The 22,675-nt window shown below is 67.5% G+C and carries 19 protein-coding genes and 1 tRNA gene; 4 read left to right on the top strand and 16 right to left on the bottom strand.

Going from position 1 to position 22,675, the window contains the following annotated elements; all coding sequences use genetic code 11:
- Positions 1-133: 133 nt before the first annotated feature.
- From pepQ to rph, 7 genes are all read right to left on the bottom strand, one after another.
- The gene (gene pepQ / locus ACJ7C5_RS16065; RefSeq protein WP_412704452.1) at positions 134-1,465 is read right to left on the bottom strand and encodes a Xaa-Pro dipeptidase; all 1,332 of its coding nucleotides are present in this window, start codon (positions 1,463-1,465) and stop codon (positions 134-136) included.
- A gap of 75 nt (positions 1,466-1,540) precedes the next feature.
- Positions 1,541-1,915: a PilZ domain-containing protein gene (locus ACJ7C5_RS16060; RefSeq protein ID WP_412704451.1), complete on the bottom strand. Its 375-nt coding sequence runs from the start codon at positions 1,913-1,915 to the stop codon at positions 1,541-1,543.
- Positions 1,912-4,191, bottom strand: a complete 2,280-nt coding sequence (locus ACJ7C5_RS16055; RefSeq protein ID WP_094002212.1) for a DUF1631 family protein — start codon at positions 4,189-4,191, stop codon at positions 1,912-1,914. Before ACJ7C5_RS16055 ends, ACJ7C5_RS16060 begins: the two co-directional genes overlap by 4 nt.
- A gap of 130 nt (positions 4,192-4,321) precedes the next feature.
- Positions 4,322-5,554 (bottom strand): radical SAM family heme chaperone HemW, encoded by a 1,233-nt coding sequence (gene hemW / locus ACJ7C5_RS16050; protein ID WP_412704450.1) that lies wholly within the window; start codon positions 5,552-5,554, stop codon positions 4,322-4,324.
- Between the two features lie 56 nt (positions 5,555-5,610).
- A complete protein-coding gene (gene rdgB / locus ACJ7C5_RS16045) occupies positions 5,611-6,207 on the bottom strand; it encodes an RdgB/HAM1 family non-canonical purine NTP pyrophosphatase (protein WP_412704449.1) in 597 nt (198 codons plus the stop codon).
- Positions 6,204-6,593, bottom strand: coding sequence for a VOC family protein (locus tag ACJ7C5_RS16040; RefSeq protein WP_412704448.1), 390 nt, complete (start codon positions 6,591-6,593; stop codon positions 6,204-6,206). Before ACJ7C5_RS16040 ends, rdgB begins: the two co-directional genes overlap by 4 nt.
- Positions 6,590-7,315, bottom strand: a complete 726-nt coding sequence (gene rph, locus ACJ7C5_RS16035) for a ribonuclease PH (protein ID WP_412704447.1) — start codon at positions 7,313-7,315, stop codon at positions 6,590-6,592. The genes ACJ7C5_RS16040 and rph overlap by 4 nt, the downstream gene beginning before the upstream one ends.
- Positions 7,316-7,451: 136 nt before the next feature.
- Here rph and ACJ7C5_RS16030 point away from each other — a divergent pair, with 136 nt between their 5' ends.
- Positions 7,452-8,300: a YicC/YloC family endoribonuclease gene (locus tag ACJ7C5_RS16030; protein WP_412704446.1), complete on the top strand. Its 849-nt coding sequence runs from the start codon at positions 7,452-7,454 to the stop codon at positions 8,298-8,300.
- A 57-nt stretch (positions 8,301-8,357) separates the two neighbouring features.
- Here ACJ7C5_RS16030 and selD read toward each other — a convergent pair whose 3' ends face one another.
- The 9 genes from selD to ACJ7C5_RS21095 form a co-directional block, all read right to left on the bottom strand.
- Positions 8,358-9,437 carry a selenide, water dikinase SelD gene (gene selD, locus ACJ7C5_RS16025; protein ID WP_412704445.1) on the bottom strand — a complete coding sequence of 360 codons (1,080 nt, stop codon included), beginning with the start codon at positions 9,435-9,437 and terminating at the stop codon, positions 8,358-8,360.
- Between the two features lie 26 nt (positions 9,438-9,463).
- Positions 9,464-9,559: transfer RNA gene (locus ACJ7C5_RS16020), tRNA-Sec, on the bottom strand.
- Positions 9,560-9,583: 24 nt separating this feature from the next.
- Positions 9,584-11,515: a selenocysteine-specific translation elongation factor gene (gene selB / locus ACJ7C5_RS16015; protein ID WP_412704444.1), complete on the bottom strand. Its 1,932-nt coding sequence runs from the start codon at positions 11,513-11,515 to the stop codon at positions 9,584-9,586.
- Complete coding sequence (selA, locus tag ACJ7C5_RS16010) at positions 11,512-12,927, bottom strand: L-seryl-tRNA(Sec) selenium transferase (protein ID WP_412704443.1); 1,416 nt, start codon at positions 12,925-12,927, stop codon at positions 11,512-11,514. The genes selB and selA overlap by 4 nt, the downstream gene beginning before the upstream one ends.
- A gap of 13 nt (positions 12,928-12,940) precedes the next feature.
- Positions 12,941-13,924, bottom strand: a complete 984-nt coding sequence (gene fdhE / locus ACJ7C5_RS16005; protein WP_412704442.1) for a formate dehydrogenase accessory protein FdhE — start codon at positions 13,922-13,924, stop codon at positions 12,941-12,943.
- A gap of 389 nt (positions 13,925-14,313) precedes the next feature.
- Positions 14,314-14,961 carry a formate dehydrogenase subunit gamma gene (locus ACJ7C5_RS16000; protein ID WP_412704441.1) on the bottom strand — a complete coding sequence of 216 codons (648 nt, stop codon included), beginning with the start codon at positions 14,959-14,961 and terminating at the stop codon, positions 14,314-14,316.
- Positions 14,958-15,872, bottom strand: coding sequence for a formate dehydrogenase subunit beta (gene fdxH, locus ACJ7C5_RS15995; RefSeq protein WP_412704440.1), 915 nt, complete (start codon positions 15,870-15,872; stop codon positions 14,958-14,960). Before fdxH ends, ACJ7C5_RS16000 begins: the two co-directional genes overlap by 4 nt.
- Positions 15,873-15,882: 10 nt before the next feature.
- Positions 15,883-18,348, bottom strand: coding sequence for a formate dehydrogenase-N subunit alpha (gene fdnG, locus ACJ7C5_RS15990; RefSeq protein ID WP_093999552.1), 2,466 nt, complete (start codon positions 18,346-18,348; stop codon positions 15,883-15,885).
- Positions 18,349-18,360: 12 nt separating this feature from the next.
- Positions 18,361-18,951: a molybdopterin-dependent oxidoreductase gene (locus ACJ7C5_RS21095; protein WP_005410879.1), complete on the bottom strand. Its 591-nt coding sequence runs from the start codon at positions 18,949-18,951 to the stop codon at positions 18,361-18,363.
- Positions 18,952-19,241: 290 nt separating this feature from the next.
- On the opposite strand from ACJ7C5_RS21095, the gene gmk reads away from it, so the two are divergent.
- From gmk to ACJ7C5_RS15975, 3 genes are all read left to right on the top strand, one after another.
- Positions 19,242-19,907 (top strand): guanylate kinase, encoded by a 666-nt coding sequence (gene gmk / locus ACJ7C5_RS15985; RefSeq protein WP_093999554.1) that lies wholly within the window; start codon positions 19,242-19,244, stop codon positions 19,905-19,907.
- A 110-nt stretch (positions 19,908-20,017) separates the two neighbouring features.
- Positions 20,018-20,317, top strand: a complete 300-nt coding sequence (gene rpoZ, locus ACJ7C5_RS15980; protein ID WP_005410877.1) for a DNA-directed RNA polymerase subunit omega — start codon at positions 20,018-20,020, stop codon at positions 20,315-20,317.
- A 106-nt stretch (positions 20,318-20,423) separates the two neighbouring features.
- Positions 20,424-22,586 (top strand): RelA/SpoT family protein, encoded by a 2,163-nt coding sequence (locus ACJ7C5_RS15975; protein ID WP_412704439.1) that lies wholly within the window; start codon positions 20,424-20,426, stop codon positions 22,584-22,586.
- Positions 22,587-22,675: the final 89 nt, after the last annotated feature.

Raw genomic sequence — 22,675 nt, 5'->3', positions numbered from 1 at the left:
GGTGGGTTCGCGGGGGTGTCCGCGGCATGGATGCCGCGGCCAAGCCTCCAGGGATGGATTCACGGCGTCCCCCGCGAACCCACCCCGCCCCGCCAAGCGCGGCTTTTGCTCCAAGCGCCCAACCACGAGGGGCTCAGCCGTTCGCCGCCGCAAACTCCGGCCGCGTCAGGTTGTCCGCTTCGCCATCAGTGCACAGCACTTCGTCTTCGATGCGGATGCCGCCATACGGACGGAAGAAGTCCACGCGGTCCCAGTTGATCGCATCGCCATGGCCGGCGTCCTTCACTTCGTTCAACAGCATGTCGATGAAGTACAGGCCCGGTTCGATGGTCACCACCATGCTCGGTTCCAGCACGCGGGTCAGGCGCAGGTACGGGTGGCCCGCCGGGCGCTCGATGCGGCCGCCTTCGTCGCTGGCCGCGAACCCCGCCACGTCGTGTACCTGCAGGCCGATCAGGTGGCCGATGCCGTGCGGGAAGAACGCGGCGCTGACGCCGGTTTCCACTGCAGTCTGTGGGGAGACCTTGATCACGCCGAAGTCCTTCAGCACGCCCATCAGCGAAAGATGCGCGTCCACATGCAGCTGCTTGTAGTCGAAGCCCGGACGCACCGCCGCGCACATCTGCTGCTGGGCAGCGTCGACGGCGGCAATCATCGCCGCGAATTCGTCGTGGCCCTGCGCGGCGTAGGTGCGGGTGATGTCGCTGGCGTAGCCGTGTGCGCTGGCACCGGCATCGATCAGGAAGCTGCGCAGCGGCTGCGGTGCCTTGCGGCCCAGCTCGGTGTAATGCAGCACGGCGGCATGTTCATTCAGCGCCACGATGTTGCCGTACGGCAGCTCGTTGGCATCCTGGCCGACGGCCTGGCAGTAGGCCATGTGGATGCTGAACTCGTCGGCGCCGTTGCGGAACGCGGCTTCGGCGGCGCGGTGGCCGCGCACGCCCAGCACCTGCGCCTGGCGCATCAGCGCGATTTCATACGGCGTCTTGCTGCCGCGGTGCCACTCCAGGTAGTTCACCACCGGTGCCGGGTTGTTCGGCACGTAGTTGCCCAGCGCGCTCTGCGGCTCGCCGAGGATCGCACAGCGCGACGGGTCGGCTGGCAGCAGCGCCAGCGCCTCTTCGGGCTTGCGGATGATGTGGATGTCGAAGTGCTCCACCCACCAGCCGCTCGGCGCATCGGGTACCACGTGCCAGTAATCGAAGGGCTGGTGGAAGATCACCGCCGGGCGCTTGCCGGGGGTGAACACGATCCAGCTGTTGGGCACGCGGGTCAGCGGCAGCCAGGCCTTGAACTGCGGGTTCACCGCATACGGGTAGTCGCGGTCGTCGAACACCTGATAGTGCAGGGTGCCGCTGGGCACCACCAGGTGATCGAAGCCGCCGCGGGCCAGCGCCTGTTCGGCGCGTCGGCACAGCACGGCCAGGTGGTCGGAATACAGGGCGCCGGGGTCTTGCTGGATCATTGCGGTGGCTCGACACGGAAAACGGCCCTAGATTCTGCCGCATACCGCGAAAAACCGCTGTGCCGGAACCGGCACTCAGGCCGTCGAAACCGGTCCCTCGTCGCTGTCTTCGCCCACCCACTGGCGCAGCAGCTGCCGATGTTCGCGTGACAGGGTAAAGAAGCGGAAGCCGGTCCAGCTCTGGCCGGGTGCATGTGCGGGCTCGCTCCACAGCAGGTGCACGCCCACATCGATGTCCTGCTGGCGGCCGTCACCCAGTGGCAGCGGGAAGCGCAGCTGGTACAGCGCGTCCTCACGCAGCGGCGCGCTGGCCAGCATCAGCATGCCGGTTTCGGAAACATTGCCGAGACGGCCGACCACGCATTCGCGCATCTGGTCGGTGACCGGGACCAGCTCCGAGACCTGGCGGCGCGGTGCGCGACGGGTGTCCTGCGGCGGCTGGGTATTCATGCGGAGGTCTCCTGCGTGTGGCCGGCCGCCAGTGCGCGCAATGCGCCAAGGCTGGCTTCCCAGGCGCGGTCGACCAGCCGGGCCTTGTCTTCGGTGACCAGCTGCGCACGGCCGGCGTTGATCTGCCGGGCCAGCGTATCCAGGTCGGTATCGGCAATCTTCTGCCCGCGCGGATTGACGAACAGGGCGTGGCCGGTCAGCAGGCTGTACCAGGACAGGCGCTGACGGCGCAGCGTGCCGTCACCGGTATCGATGTCGAACCAGCTGCCGAATGGCAGCGTGGACAGCTGCTGGTATGCCGCTTCTTCGGCACTGCTGCGGGGCGTTGCAGGCGCGGTGCCGGTGGGCGTACCGGCGTGCTCGCCCAGACGCGCACGTGCCTTCAGGCGGGCACTGAGTTCGGTACGCGAGGTGCTCTCGTCCTCGCCGCCGGGCGTAGCCAGCCTGCGCGCGACGGCGGCGGCTTCTTCGGCGTGGTAGCCGACCTGCAGCAGGGCGGCCTCCACGTCCGCTGCCAACGCGGTATCGGTGCCGACAGGGGCATCGACGGCCTGCGCGGTGATGGCGGCGATGCGCTGGGTCTGCTGCAGGCGTTCCTGCCACTGCGGTGAGTCGTCGCCGTGGCGCAGGCGGGTGAGGGTGAGGGCGTCGGCCCAGGCCTGGCGCAGCAGGGTCTGCACGAAGCGCGGTGGCGACTGCGTGTCACAGCACTGGTCGATCTGTGCGGTGGCCTGGCGACGCGCCAGTTCCAATCGTTCCTTGCCGCGCGCGGCTTCCACATGGCGGCGCTCGGCCAGCTCGGCGCGATGCGCCGCAGCACGCTGGTGCTGCTGTACGTCTTCATTGGCGGTGGCGAAAGCATCCGGCGCCCGTGCGTCCTGGCCGAGCAGGCCCTGCACGCTCTGCGCCATGCGCTGCAGCAGCTGCGGGTCGACATCATCGTCGCCCAGCCAGTTGGCGCCAACTTCGGCAATCTGGTTGAGCAGCTCGCGCGCCGGGTGTTCGTCGCGCACGAAGAAGCCCGGATCGGCCATCGCCGCGCGTGCCAGCGGTACCTGCAGGCGCGCCAGCAGGGCGGCCGGCACCGGGTCGGGGCGCTGTTGCTGCTGTACCTGCTGCATCAGCATGCGCAGCAGGTCGAGGTTGTCGCGGTCGTGGCTGCCCAGCTGGGCCTGCGCGCCGTGCTCGCTGCGCAGCTGCGCTACTACGGCGGCCTGCAGGTCGGCGACGCCGGTGGCCGAGCTGGACTGGGCCTGCAGGCGCGCGAGCACTGCATCAACTGCCGCGCTCGGCACCGCATCGCGGTCCGCGGGTGCTGCGCTGGCATGGCGTGCCTGCTGCAGCAACTCATGCAGCGCGCTGCCGGTGGAGGTGGTCAGGCCGGGCAGGGCCGTGCCGGCTGCGCCGCCATCCTGGAAAGCGTCCTGCACCAGACTCGACCAGGAACCGGCGGGTGCCGATCCGTTCCAGCCGGTCAGTGGCGCCGCGGCGCGCTTGGCTGGCTGGGTCGCGCGCCCACCGCCCACCGACTGGGTGATGATCCGCCGCGTGCTCGACGAGCGCGCCAGGTAGGGGGTGTAGACCAGGCCGGGCAGCACGCCATTCTGTGCCAGCAGCGCATTGGCGCGGTCGAGGATGTCGCCCAGGCGTTCCAGCACCTGGCGCTCGAAGCTGCGATACAGCGCCAACTGGACTTCGACGCTGAGCGCATCCTGTTCGGCGATCCGGCGCAGCATCGCGCACAGTGCCTGCGGTGCCAGCGGCAGGGTATCGGCTTCGAAGGCCGGTGCCGCGGCCAGCACGCCCAGGCGTTGGCCCAGCAGGTTCAGTGTGTTGGTCGAACGCAGCGTCTCCCGTCGCACCATCTCGGTCAGCAGCAGGTCGCGGTCCACCTCATGTTCATCGACCAGCGACAGCCCGAGCATGCCGGGCAACGGCGGGGGCGTGGCACCAACGCTGGCGCCGGTGGCGGGTTCGCGCAGCCGTATCAGTGCATCGGCCACGGCATCGAGCATGCGGTCGGCGAAATGGCCGGAGAACGCGTGCAGCTGGCCGCGCTGGGCCATCAGTTCAGCCTGCAGCTGTGGATTGCGCGCGCGATCGGCGTCGTGCAGCAGCGTCTGTTCCAGCGCTTCGACAGTGAGGATCAGAGGGGCGGCCAGCGTCTGCCGGCACAGGCCGATCAAGCCGCCCAGCAGCTCACGCACCCGCGGTGGCAGGTTACTGGCAGCCAGACGGGCGTTGTCGGCAGAGGTTATGGAGAAGACAGCTGACATCGGCAGGCGGTACCCGGATTCCCGCGGATCGATCTTGTGAATCTACCGTGTCGGCCGCCGTCGGCGCTACTTTAGGGTGAATGTGCACCTTGTTCGCCGGGCATGGCCCGGCGGATGCGAGGCAGGAGGATCAATCCTCCAGGAACAGGCTCACCACATCGTTGGTGAAGCGGCGGCCCAGTTCGGTCGGCTGCACATGGCCATCCGTCACGTCCAGCCAGCCGCGCTGTACGGCCTCGGCCAGCGGTGCGTCCAGCACGCTGCGCGGCAGCCCGGTGCGCGACTCGAAATCGCGCAGGCCGAAGCCTTCGTGCAGGCGCAGCAGGTTCAGCATGTACTCGAAGGGCAGGCGCTCAGGCGCGATCACGTCGTCGCCACCGAATGAGGCCGGGGTGCCCGCGCTGTCCAGGTAGGCCTGCGGATGCTTCAGCTTCCAGCGGCGCAGCACGTGTTCCTCAGCGCCCGAGCTGATCTTGCCGTGCGCACCGGCGCCGATGCCCAGGTAGTCGCCGAAACGCCAGTAGTTCAGGTTGTGTGCGCTCTGCCGGCCAGGGCGTGCGTAGGCGCTCACCTCGTACTGCCCGAAGCCGGCCTGTGCCAGCAGCGCCTGGCAGTGTTCCTGCATGTCCCAGGCGTTGTCTTCATCGGGAATGCCCTGCGGCGGCCGCGCGAAGAACACCGTGTTCGGTTCCAGGGTCAGCTGGTAGTGCGAGATGTGCGCCGGCTGCAGCGCGAACGCGCGTTCCAGATCGGCCTCGGCGCCGGCCAGGGTCTGTTCCGGCAGCGCGTACATCAGGTCGATGTTGAAGTTGTCGTAGCCCGCGTCCTGCGCCATCTTCACCGCGCGCTCGGCTTCGCCACTGTCGTGGATGCGGCCCAGGCGCTTGAGCATCGCATCGTCGAAACTCTGGATGCCGAAGCTGAGGCGGTTGACGCCGGCCGCGCGATAGCGGTCGAAGCGGCCGTGTTCGGCCGTGCCTGGGTTGGTTTCCAGGGTGATCTCGGCATTGGGCGCGAAACGCAGGCGTGCGCTGGCCTGCTGCAGGAAACGGTCGATTGCTTCCGGCGGGAACAGGCTGGGCGTGCCGCCACCGAAGAACACGCTGTGCACCACCCGGCCCCAGACCAGCGGCAGGTCCTGGTCGAGATCGCGCAGCAGTGCGTCGATGTAGGCGTCGAACGGCAGTTCGCCCTTGGCCTGGTGCGAATTGAAATCGCAGTACGGGCATTTGCGCACGCACCACGGCAGGTGCACGTACAGCGACAGCGGCGGCGGCACCAGCCGTACCGAAGTGTCGTGGGCATGGTCGCCCGAACAGGTTTCGCCGGGCAGGTGGTTGCAGTGGTCGTGAGCGTGCGGCATGGGCTTCATCGGTAGTGCCGGCCGCGGGCCGGCTTCCCTGGTTCGATCGGGTGGCGTCAGTACAGCGTCGCCAGCTGCTGCTTGAGCTGCTGCAGGGCAATGGCGCGGTGGCTGATGGCGTTCTTCAGGGCCGGCTCCATTTCCGCGGCGGTCAGGCCGTGGGTGGTATCCAGGAACACCGGGTTGTAGCCGAATCCATTGGTGCCACGCAGTTCGCGGATGATCTGGCCTTCCCAACGGCCTTCACAGATCAGCGGCTGCGGGTCGGTGGCGTGGCGCAGCAGCACGATCACCGCATAGAAGCGGGCGCTGCGCTGGCCTTCGGGGATGTCGGCCATTGCGTCCAGCAGCTTGGCGTTGTTGGCCGCGGCGTTGGTCGGGTGACCGGCATAGCGCGCGCTGTACAGGCCCGGTGCACCGCCGAGGGCATCGACGATCAGGCCCGAATCATCGGCCAGCGCCGGCAGGCCGGTCGCTTCGCAGGCCGCGCGCGCCTTCAGCAGCGCGTTCTCGACGAAGGTCAGGCCGGTCTCTTCCACGTCACCCAAGCCCAGCTCAGCGGCCGAGGTGATCTGCAGCGGCAGGTCGGCGAGGATCTCCTGCATCTCCACCAGTTTGCCGGCGTTGTGGCTGGCCAGTACCAGTTTCTTCATTGACGGGGCTCCAGCAGGTCCCAGGTGTTGCCATACAGATCGCGGAACACCGCGACCGTTGCATAGGGTTCTTCGCGCGGTGCTTCCAGGAATTCGACGCCGGCGGCCAGCATCGCCGCGTGGTCGCGGTGGAAGTCATCGGTGTTGAGGAAGAAGCCAACGCGGCCACCGGTCTGGTTGCCGATGCGGCTGCGCTGTTCCTCGTTGCTGGCGCGGGCCAGCAGCAGGGCGGCGGCGCTGCCGTCGGTCGGGCCGACCACCACCCAGCGCTTGCTGCCCTGGTCGATGTCTTCCAGCAGCGAGAAGCCGAGCTTGCCGGTGTACCAGGCAATGGCTTCGTCATAGTCGGCCACCACCAGGGTGGTCAGGGCGATGCGCCGGTTCATGCCGACAGTGCTGCCTGCTGTGCGTCCAGCAACTCGCGCACGCCCTTCTCGGCCAGGCCCAGCAGTGCGTCCAGTTCATCGCGGCGGAAGGCGTGGCCTTCGGCGGTACCCTGCAGCTCGATGAAGCCACCGCCGTCGTTCATCACCACGTTCATGTCGGTGTCGCAGTCGCTGTCTTCGGCGTAGTCCAGGTCCAGCACCGGGGTGCCGCGGTAGACGCCCACCGACACCGCAGCCACGGCGCCCAGGATCGGGTTGCGCTTGATGTCGCCGCGCTTCATCAGCACGTTCACCGCATCGACCAGGGCCACGTAGGCACCGGTGATGGCGGCGGTGCGGGTGCCACCGTCGGCCTGCAGCACGTCGCAGTCCAGGGTGATGGTGCGTTCGCCCAGCGCGTTGCGGTCCACGCACGCGCGCAGGCTGCGGCCGATCAGGCGCTGGATCTCCAGGGTGCGGCCGCCCTGCTTGCCACGGGTGGCTTCACGGTCGCTGCGGGTGTGGGTGGCGCGCGGCAGCATGCCGTACTCGGCGGTCACCCAGCCTTCGCCCTTGCCGCGCAGGAAGCCCGGCACGCGGTTCTCGACGCTGGCGGTGCACAGCACACGGGTTTCACCGAAGCACACCAGCACCGAACCTTCGGCGTGGCGGGTGAAGCCGCGTTGGATGACGACCGGGCGGAGCTGGTCGGGCTGGCGGCCGCTGGGGCGGGAATCGGACATGGTGCGGGTTCCGTAATGGCGAGGGAGTACGCCGCCACGCCCGCGGCCTTCACGGGGCGGGCAAGGGGGCTCTGGTGAGGGCGCTAGGGTACCATTCCCCCTTTGCACGCACCGGACACAATCCATGATTCGAAGCATGACCGCCTACGCCGGCGGCGAGCGGGTCACCCCGTGGGGCACGCTGGGCTGCGAGCTGCGCTCGGTCAACCACCGCTTCCTGGAGGTCGGCACCCGCCTGCCCGAGGAACTGCGGGCGCTCGAGCCACAGCTGCGCGAGCGCATCGCCGCGCGCCTGAGCCGCGGCAAGCTGGATCTGGTGATGCGCCTGCGCGCGCCGGAAGCGGCCGCCAACCTGCAGGTGGACGAGGCCCTGCTGGGCCAGCTGGGGCGCCTGGCCCACCGCCTGACCTCCGATTTCCCCAACCTGCAGGTCAGCTTCACCGACCTGCTGCAGCTGCCGGGCGTGACCCGCGGCGAGGCCACCGATGCCGCCGCCCTGCAGGTCGAGGCACTGGCCCTGCTGGACCAGGTGCTGGACGGCTTCATCGAGGCCCGTGAGCGCGAAGGCGGCAAGTTGTCCGCGGCCATCAGCGAGCGCGTGGACGGCATCGAACGCATCGCCACCGAAGTGCGCACGCTGATTCCGGCCATTCGCGACGGCCAGCGCGCCAAGCTGGCCGCACGCCTGGCTGACCTGCCGCACCCGGTCGATCCCGGCCGCGCCGAGCAGGAGCTGGTGCTGTGGCTGCAGAAGCTGGACGTGGATGAAGAACTGGACCGGCTGAGCAGCCACATCGTTGAGATCCGCCGCGTGCTCAAGCAGCGTGAGCCGGTCGGCCGCCGCCTGGACTTCCTGCTGCAGGAGTTCAACCGCGAAGCCAATACGCTGGGCTCGAAGTCGGTGGACAGCCGCACGTCCAATGCGGCGGTGGAGCTGAAGGTACTGATCGACCAGATCCGCGAACAGGTGCAGAACATCGAGTGATGTTGCATCCAGCGCTACAGCAGGGGCGCCTTCGGGCGCCCTTGTCGTTTCAGCGCATCAGCGCACGCTGACGCCCGGCGTTCCTTCGCTCAAGCGCCCCACCACGGCCGCCTGGCCGAATCCCGCGTCGTGGAAGCTGGCCAGCACCGCATCCACTGCCTCCGGCGCACAGGACACCAGCAGGCCGCCGCTGGTCTGCGGGTCGGTCAGCAGTGGCTGCCAGTGTGCCGGCAACCCATCGGCGAAGCGCACCTCGGCGCCATAGGAAGCCCAGTTGCGGTTGGAGGCGCCGGTCACGCAGCCGCGTTGCAGCAGGTCCAGGGTCTGCGGCAGCAGCGGCACCTGTGCACTGTCCACTTCGGCGGCGACGCCGCTGGCGCGGCACACTTCCAGCAGGTGGCCGAGCAGGCCGAAGCCGGTGACGTCGGTCATCGCGTGCACGCCGTCCAGCGCGGCCAGCGGCACGCCCACGCTGTTCAGGCGGGTGGTCGACTCGACCATCTGCCGGTAGCCCTCGGCATCCAGCACTTCTTTCTTCAGCGCCGACGAATACACGCCCACGCCCAATGGCTTGCCCAGCACCAGCACATCGCCGGCGCGGGCATCGGCATTGCGCTTGAGCCGCTGCGGGTCGAGCACGCCGATCGCGGCCAGGCCATAGATGGGTTCCACCGAATCGATGCTGTGGCCGCCGGCCACCACGATGCCGGCATCGGCGCAGGCGCGTTCACCGCCCTGCAGGATGCCGCGGATGGTGTCCTGCGGCAGCGTATTGATCGGCATGCCGACGATGGCCAGTGCGAACAGCGGGCGCGCGCCCATCGCGTACAGATCCGACAAGGCATTGGTGGCGGCGATGCGGCCGAAGTCGAAGGGGTCGTCGACGATCGGCATGAAGAAATCGGTGGTGGCGACGATCGCCTGTCGGTCATCGAGGCGGTACACCGCCGCGTCGTCGCTGGTCTCACGGCCGACCAGCAGCTCAGCCGGTGCCGGAAGCGCCGGAACGCCGCGCAGCAGTTCGCTCAGCACGCCCGGCGCGATCTTGCAGCCGCAGCCACCACCGTGTGCCAGCGAGGTCAGTCGTTGCGGGGCATCGGCCGTTGAAGGAGCGGGGGACTGCGCGTGCGTGGCCATGCCGACATCTCCTGCGGAAACACGAATGGCGGAAGGCAGCAGGAGTCGAACCTACCAGGGAACGATCGACGCCCCCTACTGGGTTTGAAGCCCAGCCGCATGCCCGGATGCGCATGCCTTCCGAAAGTACGGCGGTACCGGTGGGCTCAGTCGCGGACTGCGTTCCACTGCAGGTCGCCGCGCGGCCGATGCTGGTCACCGACGCGTCGAGTGTAGCCAACGCGATTGAAGAACTCCAAGATCTGGATGCTGCGTTTGCGGCCCAGGCCGATGGCATCGCGGAAGGCCGCCGCATCCACCGTGCCGGTGGCCTGTGACAGCTGCGCGACGATCGCGGCCAGCTCGGCGATGCGGGCCGGTGCATAGAACAGATCCGGTACCACCTGGAACAGATCGCCACGCGCGGCGGCCCGGCGCAGGACCGCGCGGACATCCTCCTCGGCCAGACCGATATCGGCGGCCAGGGTGCGCACCCACGGCGGATCGAAGCCACCGGCATGCAGTTGCGGCAGCACGCGTTCCAGCAGAAGTCGTTCGCGTTCTGGTGATGCGTGGTCATGGCCGGGCAGGCGCCACCAGGCACCCACGCGTTGCAGCGTGCCATCGGTCAGCAGGTCCTGCAGCAGCGCATTCCAGAGGCTCGCTGCAAGCGAGGGCAGGGTGCTGCGCTGCAGGCGCCCGCTGTCGACACCGGGTTCGTCCGGGCGTCGCTCGTGCCAGCCGCGAAGTGAGGTGATCACCTGCTCGCGCAATGCCAGCCAGTGCGAGGCGAGGATGATCACCGTGTCTTCGCGGGTGATGATGCGCTGTGCGTCTGCAGGAAGATCGATCCGGTCGGCCGCACGCCGGCAGTAGCGCTGCAGCGCGGCCATGGCAATGCCGAAGGGCGCCTGCTGCAACAGTGGGCCGATTCCCGCACCCGCGGCCAGTTGCTCCAGTGCTCCCAGCCACGCGAGTCGTGCAGGACTGCGCCGGCGCCGCTGTGGCGGGTCCGGATCGAGCACGATGCCACCGCCCAGCGTGTGGGTGGCCGCTGAATCGCGTGCGATGAAACGATCGCCACACATCGCGCAGACCGGTGCATCGAACACCAGCTGCACCAACTGCCCATCGCCGAGGTCGTGGTCCTCCAGCAGCACCACATGGGCCTGCCGGTGCATCGTGCCCCAGTGAATATGCAGCGGCGCCCAGTCGCGCAACGGTGCGGCCAACGCGGACAGCCGCAGGCGCACGTCGACGCGGGTAGTGGCCAACAGCGCGCGCGGGTCGGCAATCCAGTCGCCACGATGAATCTCGTCACGGGCGATGGCGGCCAGGTTCAACGCGCAGCGTTGTCCGGCCATCGCGTGGTCGCTGGCCTGGTTCTGTGCGTGGATGCTGCGCACGCGCACCTCAGTGGCGGCCGGCATCAGCTGCAGATGCTCACCCACCGCGGCGATGCCGCCATGTACCGCGCCGGTCACCAGTGTGCCGTGGCCGGCCAGCGAGAACACGCGGTCCACCGGCATGCGGAACAGTTCGTTGCGCAGTTCGGCCTGGCGCGTGCTGGCGTCGTCCGCCGCCCAAGCGTGCAGCTGGGTACGCAGTGCGCGGATGCCGGCATCGTCGGGTGCGGTGCTGTTGCAGGCGAACAGAGGGGAATCCTGCAGTGGTGTCGCGGCCAGCAGCGCAGCGATCTCGATCTCGACCCGGGCGATGCGCGCCGCATCCACACGGTCGATCTTGGTCAGGGCCACCGCGCCGCGGTTCACGCCCAGCAGTTGCAGGATCGCCAGATGCTCGCGGGTCTGCGGCATCACGCCGTCGTCGGCGGCGACGACCAGCAGGGAGACATCGATGCCGGTGGCGCCGGCCACCATTGTGTGTACGAAGCGCTCATGGCCGGGCACGTCGACGAAGCCCAGCGTTGTCGCCGGACCGTAGTCCTCCGTGCTTTCCACCGGAACATAGGCGTAACCCAGTTCGATGGAGATGCCACGCGTGCGTTCTTCCTGCAGGCGATCGGTTTCGATGCCGGTCAGTGCACGCACCAGGCTTGTTTTGCCATGGTCGATATGCCCGGCGGTGCCGACGATCATGCCTGCAGCATGTCCCATTGGGCCAGGAAAACCGCTTCGTCGGCCGGTTCCAGGCAGCGCAGGTCCAGCCACAACGCGTCATCGGCGATGCGGCCCAGCACCGGCCGCGGCAGCTGACGCAAGCGCTTGGCCAGGCGATCCAGTCCGCCACGGCGTGCGCTGGCAATGCGCAGCCCGGCGCTGGCCAGCTGCGCCCGTGGCTGCGCGCCGCTGCCGATCTGGCTGCACACCGGCGCAGGCTCGAGGGTGTAGTCTGCCGCCAGCGAAGCACGCATCGGTTGCAGCAGGCGCTGGGCCTGCACATCGATGTCATCCTGTGTGCGCGACAGCGTGCGCAGGGTCGGCAGCCGCTGTGCCAGCAGCTCCGGTTCGCGGTACAGGGCCAGCACCGCTTCCAGCGCGGCCAGGCCCATCTTGTCCATGCGCAGTGCGCGCTTGAGCGGGTTGCGGTTGATCCGTGCGATCAGATCGGCGCGACCGGCGATGATGCCGGCCTGTGGCCCGCCCAGCAGCTTGTCGCCGCTGAACGACACCAGATCGGCGCCGGCCGCCAGCGTTTCCTGCACGGTGGGTTCGTGCGGCAGGCCGAATGCCGCCAGGTCGCACAGGCTGCCACTGCCCAGGTCCACCACCAGCGGCAGGTCATGCTCGTGCGCGATCGCTGCCATCGCCGAGGTGTCGACCTTGGCGGTGAAGCCGGTGATCGCGTAGTTGCTGGCGTGCACCTCCATCAGCAGCGCGGTGCGGGTGCCGATGGCGTGGACGAAGTCGGCCGGGTGGGTGCGGTTGGTGGTGCCCACTTCCAGCAGCCGCGCGCCGGCACTGCGCATCACATCGGGAATACGGAAGGCACCGCCGATCTCCACCAGCTCGCCGCGTGACACCACCACGTCGCGGCGGTTGGCCAGGCTGTTGAGCAGCAGCAGGACCGCCGCAGCATTGTTGTTGACCACGGTGGCGGCTTCAGCGCCGGTCAGTTCGCAGATCAATGCCTGCACCCGTGCATCGCGGTCGCCGCGACGGCCGCGGCTGATGTCGAACTCCAGATCCACCGGCGCGGTCATCGCGCGGGTGACCGCGCGCACGGCGGCGTCGGGCAGCAGTGCGCGGCCAAGGTTGGTGTGCAGCACGGTGCCAGTCAGGTTGAACATCGGCTGCAGATCCAACCGTGCATCAGCGGCCAGTGCGGCCTCGACCGCCGCAACCAGCGCCGGACCGTCAACCGCTTCCTGCAGCTGCGCGGTCGACAGCTGGCCGGCGCTGATACGGTCGCGCAGCGCCTGCAGGTGCGAACGCAGCAGTTGGGTGATACGGCTGCGGCCGTGGCCGTTGATCAATGCTGCCAAGGCAGGCAGACGCAGCAACCGGTCCAGCGAGGGCAGGGCGGAAACCGATGCCGGGGTGGGGGGCATGGCTGTCATCGCCTCACTCGCCGTCGGATTGCCACAGCAGCGGATTCTGGCTGGCGCGCGCATAACCTTCCTCGCCCAGCAGCAGGTCCAGTGCCAGCGTGCCGAGGTCATCGGCGACCGGTTCCAGTGAGGGATCCTTTTCCAGATACAGGATCTTGCGGTAGCTGTGGCAGTGGTCGCAGGTCTCGGCACGGACCGCGCTCTCGCGCACGGCCTCGCCGCTGTCGCCATCCACATCGGCCAGGGCGCGGTAGGCGATGTCCTTGCCGGCGGCACCACACTGGCTGCACTGCACGCGTACGTAGTGCCACTGGCAGGCGCACAGCGAGCACGACAGGTAGCGGTAGGACGCATAGGGCGGCCGTGCCTGCACCACACTGACCACCGGCAGGGTGCCGCACAGCGGGCACAGCCCCGGTGCATCGGCCAGCGGCTTCAGGTCGGCGGGGCGGAAGCTGTCCGCCAGTACCGCCCAGTACACCTGCAGCGCGTTCATCACCAGCAGCGCAGCCACCGCATCCACCGACGGCGCGTCATCACGCTCCAGCACCGCATGCGCCTGCGCATCCAGCCAGGCGTCGTCGGCCGCGGCGACGCGTTGCAGCTCCTGACGGGTTTCCACCGGCAGCCCGGCCTCGTCGGCACAGTGCTGGCACAGCGTGCGCAACCAATCGCGCCAGCGTCCATCCAGTTGAAGCGTGTTGGCCGGCCGCAACGGCATGCCGGCACCGGCCGCCGCACTCGACTGCTGCGCGCGCGCCTGCGCCTGAAGTTCCTCGCGCTGCTGCGGTGTCAACGCTTCCAGCAGCGCCTGCTGCGCATCGGCCAGTGCCGCCAGCAGCTGCAGGTAACCGCCGATGGCACTGTGTCCTGCCAGACTGCGCAGACGCGCCGCGCGCTCGGCGAACAGCGACGCGGTATCGGGCAGGATGATGCGCGGAACATCGCGCGAGGCCAGCGTCTCGATCTCACCGGGTTCAAGGATGCGTTGCGCCATGCAGGGCCAGCCAGAAGAACCAGCCTCCATCCTCGCCGTTGTAGGCGCTGGCGTCCAGCGCATTGCAGGCCATTTGAAATGGTTGGGGTCAGATCCGTTTTCCATAGGAAAACGGATCTGACCCCATCGGTTGTTGCCGTGTTCATTGTGTCGACCAAGGTCGACACCCACCAACAGCAACGCAGAACGCCGTCCCGACAGATCGCAGGAACCTGTCGAAGGCGGGGTGGGTCCGGTTGCGGGGGCGTGAGCCGCATGGATGCGGCGACCGAGCTTACATGGACGTACTTGCAGCGTCCCCCGCAACCGGACCCACCCCGCCATCCCCCAGGAAACCCGCTCTTGACGTTGACGTTGCCTCTGCGGGTGCAGGGCCGCAGGCCCTGCCGCTAACCCTGTTCCCGCCGTCCGCGCAGGATGTCCCGGAACCACTGCCGGTGATGCTTGTACGCCCACCCATACGTCACCTTGCCCTGGGTCATCGCCCGCACCGAACCCTTGATCCAGATCGCCGCGTAGATGTGCACCACGATCGCGCAGATCAGCACCCAGCCGAACAGCGCATGGGCAAGTACCGAGAAGCGGATCACCCCGATCGGGAAGAAGTGGCTGAAGTACTGCCGCCAGATCACGAAGCCGGTCAGCAGCAGCGCCGACAGGCAACCGATGATGGCCCAGAACAGCAGCTTCTGGCCGGCATTGAAGCGGCCCACCGGCGGCAGCTTCTCGTCCTCGTTGCGCAGCACATCGCGCATGCCGCGCATCCACGCGCGATCATCCGCGCTGAGGAAGTTGTCACGCCACATCCGCAGCGCCAGCAGTGCAAAGCCGATCACCATGGCCAGGCCGATGAACGGGTGCAGGATGCGCGTCCACGGTCCACCGCCAAACAACTGGGTCAGCGGGAACAGGGCCGGGTGGAACAGCGCCAACCCGGACAGCGCGGTCAGCACGAAGCAGATCGCCACGATCCAGTGGTTGATGCGGGTCGGTGCACGGTAGCGGATGATCTCGCGGGGGCGTGGGGCGCGGCTCATGACCGGTCCTCCTCGATCTTCTCGGCTTCACGCTCGGCGTGTTCTTCCTCTTCCTCGTTCACCGTGTTGCGGCCGATGCCGATGTAGTGCAGGAAGCCGGCGAAGGCGGTGGCGGCGATCGCCAGCACGCCCAGCGGCTTGGCCACGCCCTTCCACACCTCCACCATCGGGCTGATGCGCGGGTCCTTGGGCAGGTCGGCGTACAGTTCCGGCTTGTCCACATGCTGCAGCACGTACATCACATGGGTGCCGCCCACGCCCTGCGGGTCGTACAGGCCGGCGTTCTCGTAGCCGCGCGATTTCAGGTCCTCCACGCGGCCGGCGGCATGCTCGGTCATCGCCTGCTTGCTGCCGAAGGTGATCGCACCGGTCGGGCAGGTCTTCACGCAGGCCGGCTCCTGGCCCACCGCCACCCGGTCCGAACACAGCGTGCACTTGTAGGCTTTGTGGTCCTTCTTGGAAATGCGCGGTACGTCGAACGGGCAGCCGGTCACGCAGTAGCCGCAGCCGATGCAGTTCTCTTCCTGGAAGTCGACGATGCCATTGGCGTACTGGATGATCGCGCCCGGCGACGGGCAGGCCTTCAGGCAGCCCGGATCGCTGCAGTGCATGCAGCCTTCCTTGCGGATAAGCCACTCCAGCTTGCCCTTCTCGTCCTCGTACTCGCGGAACTTCATCACCGTCCACGACTGTTCGCTCAGGTCGGGCGGGTTGTCATAGCTGCCGACGCAGCTGCCGACCTCGTCGCGCAGGTCGTTCCACTCCATGCAGGCGACCTGGCAGGCCTTGCAGCCGATGCACTTGCTTACATCGATCAGCTTGGCGACCTGGCCGGTGTGCGCACCGCGCGCCTCCGGCGAGGGCGTGGTGGTGGCCGAGCGGCGGATGATGTCCAGGGATTGCAGTGACATGGCGTGTCTCCTACACCTTCTCGACCTTGACCAGGATGCACTTCGATTCGGGCGTCTGCGAGTTGCCGTCACCGATGGCGTTGGTCAGCGTATTGGCGATGTATCCGGGCTTGGCCGCACCGAGGAAACCCCAGTGGATCGGCACGCCCACCTGGTGCACGGTTTTGCCATCGATCTGCAGGGCCTTGATGCGCTTGGTCACCATCGCCACCGCTTCGATGTGGCCGCGTTTGGAGCTGACGCGCACGCGGCTGCCGTTGTTGATGCCCAGCTCGTCGGCCAACGCCGCGCCGATCTCGACGAACTGCTCGGGTTGGATGATGGCGTTCAACTTGCCGTGCTTGGTCCAGAAGTGGAAATGCTCGGTCAGGCGGTAGGTGGTGGCCACATGCGGGAACTCGTCCGGCGAACCGATCTGTGCGCGATCGCTGGCGAACACGCGTGCCGCCGGGTTGTTCAGCGTCAGTGCCTGCCCCGGGCTGAGCGGGTTGCTGCGCAGCGGGGTATCGAACGGTTCGTAGTGCTCCGGGAACGGTCCCTCGGCCATGCCGGCCTTGGCGAAGAAGCGGGCGATGCCTTCCGGGTTCATGATGAACGGACCCATGCCGCCGGCAGGATCTTCGTCGGCCTTGAAGTCCGGCACGTCCACGCTGCCCCAGTTTTTCCCGTTCCAGGCCAGCAGCGTGCGGCGCGGGTCGAACGGTTGGCCGGCCACGTCGCACGAGGCGCGGTTGTACATCACGCGGCGGTTGGCCGGCCACGCCCAGGCCCAGCCAAGGGTATTGCCGATGCCGGTCGGGTCGCTGTTGTCACGCCGCGCCATCATGTTGCCGGTCGGGCCCCAGGCGCCGATGTAGATCCAGCAGCCGGATGACGTGCTGCCGTCGTCGCGCAGGTCGCCGAATGCGGCCAGCTGCTCGCCGGCCTTGCGCACCAGCTTGGTCGGGTCCTTCGGATCGAATACGTCGGCCAGTGCCTTGCCGTTGTATTCCATCGCCAGTTCTTCCGGCGTCGGCAGTTCCGGGTTGGAGTACTTCCAGGCCAGGTCGCGCACCGGCTCCCACCACGCACCGCCGTCCTTCTCGTACATCGCTTTGATGCGATGGAACAGCTCGGACATGATCTCGATGTCGCTGCGCGCTTCGCCCGGCGGATTGGCACCCTTCCAGTGCCACTGCAGCCAGCGTGAGGAATTGACTACCGCGCCGTTCTCCTCGGCGAAGGAGGTGGTCGGCAGGCGGAATACTTCGGTCTGGATCGTGCTCGGGTCGACGTCGTTCAACGCACCGTGGTTCTGCCAGAAGGCGATGGTCTCGGTTTCCAGTGGGTCCATGCTGACCATGAACTTCAGCTTGGAGAACGCGCTGATCAGCTTGCCCTTGTTCGGCGCCGAAGCCAGCGGATTGAAGCCCTGGCAGATGTAGCCGTGGATCTTGCCCTCGTTCATCAGCTCGTACGCCTGCAGCATGTCGTACGGCTTGTCGAGCTTGGGCAGGTGGTCGAAGCACCAGTTGTTGTCCGCGGTAGCGGCATCGCCCCACCACGACTTCATCAGGCTGACGTGGAACTTCGGGTAGTTCTGCCAGAACGACATCTGGTTGGCGCGCAGGGGCTTCTGCGTGCGCTTGGCGATGTAGGCGTCGTAGTCCTGTTCGTCCTGTTTCGGCAGCGTCAGGTAGCCGGGCAGCAGGTCGGACATCAGGCCGATGTCGGTCAGGCCCTGGATGTTGGAATGCCCGCGCAGCGCGTTCATGCCACCACCGGCCACGCCGATGTTGCCCAGCAGCAGCTGCACCATGGTGCCGGCACGAACGTTCTGCGCACCGATCGAGTGCTGCGTCCAGCCCAGCGCGTACAGGATGGTCATCGCCTTGTCCTTGCCGGCGGTGGACGCGATCATGTCCCAGACTTGGCGGATGCTGTCGGCGGGCGTGCCGCAGATGCGTTCGACCATCTCCACGGTGTAGCGCGCGTAGTGCTGCTTGAGCAGGTTATAGACGCAGCGCGGGTCCTTCAGCGTCGGGTCGCTGCGCACGAAGCCATCGTCACCGTACGCGTAGTCCCAGCTGGAACGGTCGTAGCTGCGCTTCTCCTCGTTGTAGCCCGAATACAGGCCGTCCTTGAAGGCGAACTCGTCCTTCACCAGGAACGACATGTCGGTGTAGTTCAGCACGTACTCGTGCTGGATGCGGTCCTCGGTCAACAGGTAGTTGATCAGGCCGCCCAGGAACACGATGTCGGTGCCGGTACGGATCGGCGCGTACACGTCGGCCACCGCGGCCGAGCGGTTGAAGCGCGGGTCGACCACGATCAGCCGGGCCTTGTTGTGTGCCTTGGCCTCGGTCACCCATTTGAACCCGCACGGATGCGCCTCGGCGGCATTGCCACCCATGATCAGGATCAGGTCGGCATTCTTGATGTCGACCCAGTGATTCGTCATCGCACCACGGCCTAGCGTCGGGGCAAGACCTGCCACCGTCGGGCCGTGTCAGACACGTGCCTGGTTGTCGAATGCCAACATGCCAAGGGAGCGCACGACCTTGTGGGTCAGCACCGCGGTTTCATTGCTGGTGGCCGAGGCGGCCAGCATGCCGGTGGTCAGCCAGCGGTTGACCGTCTGCCCGGCCTCGTTCTTCTGCACGAAGTTGGCATCGCGGTCTTCCTTCATCAGCCGTGCGATGCGGTCCAGCGCATCGTCCCAGCTCAGCCGCTTCCACTCGTTCGAGCCCGGCGCGCGGTACTCGGGGTAGAGCAGGCGCGACTTGCTGTGGATGATGTCGGCCAGGCCGGCACCCTTCGGGCACAGCGTGCCGCGGTTGACCGGATGGTCCGGGTCGCCCTCGATATGGAAGATGCTCGGCTCGGCGTTCTTGGCGCCATCGCCGAGACTGTACATCAGGATGCCGCAGGCCACCGAACAGTATGTACAGGTGTTGCGGGTCTCGGTCGCGCGGGTCAGCTTGTACTGCCTGACCTCCGCGAGCGCGATACCGGGCGCGAAGCCCATCAATGCCAGGCTGGAGCCGACCAGGGTTGTCCCGGTCACTTTCAGGAACTGGCGGCGGCTCATCGATGGCATGCCGTTCTCCTGGGATGGCGGGGAGGCGCAGGCCTCCGGGCTGTCGTTGGGTACGGCCCGGTTATAGCACAGGCGCCCGGATGCCCATGTGGCACAAGGCCCGGCGCCTGCCGGGCGGGCGCGCAAAGGGGCGGCTCTGGTAAAGTTGCGTGCCCGCACCCCGGGGAAGCGTCTGCCGGGCCTGGTTCCAGGATGTTCCGCGCAGCCCCCGCCGTCCTGGCGCGATCCTCCGCGCCGGATCTGGAACACCGAGGAAAAATTTTGCGAAATCAACCCGTTGGATCCCCCGCATGAGCGCCCCGCCGAAGCCGTCGGACGCCGTTGCGCGCGGCACGCTGTACATCGTTGCCGCCCCGTCCGGCGCCGGCAAGAGCAGCATCGTCAATGCCACCCTGGCGCGTGACCCGCAGATCGCCCTGTCGATCTCCTTCACCTCCCGCGCGATGCGCCCCGGTGAAGTGAACGGCCAGCACTACCACTTCGTCTCTGCGGAGAAGTTCGAGGAAATGATCGCCGCCGGCGACTTCTTCGAGCATGCCTGGGTGCACGGCGACTGGAAGGGCACCGCCCGCCAGTCGGTGGAACCTCAGCTGGCCGCCGGCCAGGACGTGCTGCTGGAAATCGACTGGCAGGGCGCGCAGCAGGTGCGCCAGCTGGTGCCGGGCACGGTCACCGTGTTCATCCTGCCGCCGTCCAAGCAGGCCCTGCAGGACCGCATGCGCAAGCGCGGGCAGGACAGCGAGGCGGTCATCGCCCAGCGCCTGGGCGCGGCCCGTGACGAGATGCTGCACTTCAACGAGTTCGATTACGTCATCGTCAACGAGGTGTTCGACACCGCGGTGGACGAACTGTGCGCCATCTTCACCGCCAGCCGCCTGCGCCGGGAGGCCCAGAAGGTCCGCCACGCCGGCCTGATCCAGGCCCTGTTGACCCCCGATCCGGGCGCAACTGACTGATTCCAAAAGAATCGGGTAGGGGTTGGCTTGATTTTGTCCAGCCCCTGCCAGTACACTCCGTCCCCTTTCCCTCATTCGACTGAGCGGCCGACCGGTCGCCGGGAGCCCGTATGGCCCGCATCACCGTAGAAGATTGCCTGGAAGTCGTTAACAACCGTTTCGAACTGGTCATGATGGCTTCCAAGCGTGCCCGCCAGCTCGCCAACGGCGTGCAGGCCACGCTGGACAACAGCGAGACCGAGGACAAGCCGACCGTGCTGGCGCTGCGCGAAATCGCCGCCCGCAAGATCGACAACGCGCTGATCGACGAAGTCGAGAAGGCCGAGCGTGAGCGCGCCGAGCGCGAAGCGCTGGAGTGGGCCGCCGCCGAAGTGGTCGCCGACGAAGACATGTCCAAGAACGACGATTGATCGCATCGATCAACGTAATCGTTGGATGTGCCGAACAGCCCGCCCCGTGCGGGCTGTTTCGCATTCAGGATTTGCCGTAAACGTCGCGCTGGAATAGGCTTCGGGCATGAACCCAGGCCCCACTGCCAAGGTCGCCGCAGCCCCCGCTGCCGCCGTACCCGACTACGTCCTCCAGCTTGAACGCGCCGCCCATTACCTGCCGCCGGAACAGCTGCCGCTGTTGCGCCGCGCCTGGGAAGTCGGAGCCGCCGCGCACGCTGGGCAGACGCGCAAGTCGGGCGAGCCCTATATCACCCATCCGGTGGCCGTGGCCCAGGTGCTGGCCGAGCTCGGCCTGGACGTGGAAGCGCTGATCGCCGCGATCCTGCACGACACCATCGAAGACACGCCGCTGACCCGTGAGGCATTGGCCGCCGAGTTCGGCGAAGCCGTGGCTGAGCTGGTCGACGGCGTGACCAAGCTGGACAAGCTGAAGTTCCGCGACCGCCAGGAAGCGGCCGCCGAGAGCTTCCGCAAGATGCTGCTGGCGATGTCGCGCGACCTGCGCGTGATCATGATCAAGCTGGCCGACCGCCTGCACAACATGCGCACGCTGGGCGCGCAGAGCCGTGAAGCGCGCGGCCGCATCGCCCGCGAGACGCTGGAGATCTACGCGCCCATCGCCCAGCGCCTGGGCATGAGCCTGGTCAAGAGCGAGCTGCAGAACCTCGGCTTCAAGGCGCTGTATCCGTGGCGTCACGCGATCCTGGAAAAACACATCCGCAGCCAGCCGGTGGTACGCCGTGAAGCGCTGGCGCAGGTGGAAGTACAGCTGTCGCAGCGGCTGGCGAAGGAAGGCATCGAGCACCGCCTGGTCAGCCGCATCAAGACCCCGTGGAGCATCTACAACAAGATGCGCGACGAGAACAAATCCTTCGACCAGGTGATGGACGTGTTCGGCTTCCGCCTGGTCGTGCGCAGCGTGCCCAGCTGCTACCACGCGCTCGGTTCGGTGCATGCCGCCTTCAAGCCGCTGGATGGCCGCTTCCGCGACTTCATCGCCATTCCCAAGGCCAACGGTTACCAGTCGCTGCACACGGTGCTGTTCGGGCCGTATGGTTCGCCGATTGAAGTGCAGATCCGTACCGAGGAAATGGACCTGATCGCCGAACGTGGCGTGGCCGCGCACTGGACCTACAAGTTCGGTGGCGATTCACCGAACAGCGCGCAGAGCCGCGCGCATGCCTGGATCGTCGAACTGATCGACTCGCAGCGCGCCGCCGGTTCGTCGCTGGAGTTCCTCGACAACGTCAAGGTCGACCTGTTCCCGGACGAGGTCTACCTGTTCACCCCGAAGGGCAAGATCCTCGCCCTGCCGCGCAATTCCACCGCGCTGGACTTCGCCTACGCCGTGCATACCGATGTCGGCAACATGGCCGTGGCTTCGCGCGTGGACAAGAAACTGGTGCCGCTGCGTACCAAACTGGTCTCGGGCCAGTCGGTGGAGATCATCACCGCGCGCTCGGCCACGCCGAAACCGCAGTGGCTGGAATTCGTGGTCACCAGCAAGGCGCGCACCGCCATCCGCCACCAGCTCAAGCAGCTGGAGCACGAAGATGCCGTGCAGCTGGGCCACCGCATGCTCGACCGTGCGCTGGAAGCGATGGATTCGTCGCTGGAGCGGCTGCCGAAGGGGCGCCTGGATGCGTTCCTGGCCGAGCATCGTTTCCCGCGCCTGGAGGCGCTGCTGGCCGAGGTCGCGCTGGGCAACTGGATGCCGACCCAGGCCGCGCAGGCACTGATGGCCTACGCCGAACTGCGTGGTGGCCCGCATTCGCGCCACCACTCGCAGGAAAAGATCCTGATCAACGGCAGCGAGCGCGGCGTGGTCACCTTTGCCGGTTGCTGCCAGCCGATTCCCGGCGACGAGATCATGGGCTACCACACCGCCGGCAAGGGCATCGTGGTGCACCGCATGGACTGCCCGAACCTGGCCGAACTGCGCAAGTCGCCCGAGCGCTGGGTGCCGATCGGTTGGGACACCACCGTTTCCGGCGACTACGACACCTCGCTGGTGGTGGAAGTGGAGAACGGCACCGGCGTGTTGGCGCAGCTGGCCGCGGCCATCGCGCAGAGCCATTCCAACATCGAGCGCGTGGACTACCTGGACCGCGACTTCAACGCCGCGGTGCTGGCGTTCAACATCCAGGTACGCGATCGCAACCACCTGGCCGAAGTGATGCGCCGCCTGCGCCGGCTGTCGGTCGTGCAGTCGGTACGCCGCCAGTAACGCGAACCCGGTAGTGGGGGGGGGGGGGGGGGCCCCCCCCCCCGGGGGGCGCCCACATAAGGGTTGGGGGGCCCCGCGCCGCCCCCCCA

This window comes from Nocardiopsis yanglingensis, from assembly GCF_045809185.1.
Classification (GTDB): Bacteria; Pseudomonadota; Gammaproteobacteria; order Xanthomonadales; family Xanthomonadaceae; genus Stenotrophomonas; species Stenotrophomonas yanglingensis.
The sequence above is the reverse complement of the archived record's forward strand: the minus strand, read 5'-3'. Positions and strand labels throughout refer to the sequence as shown.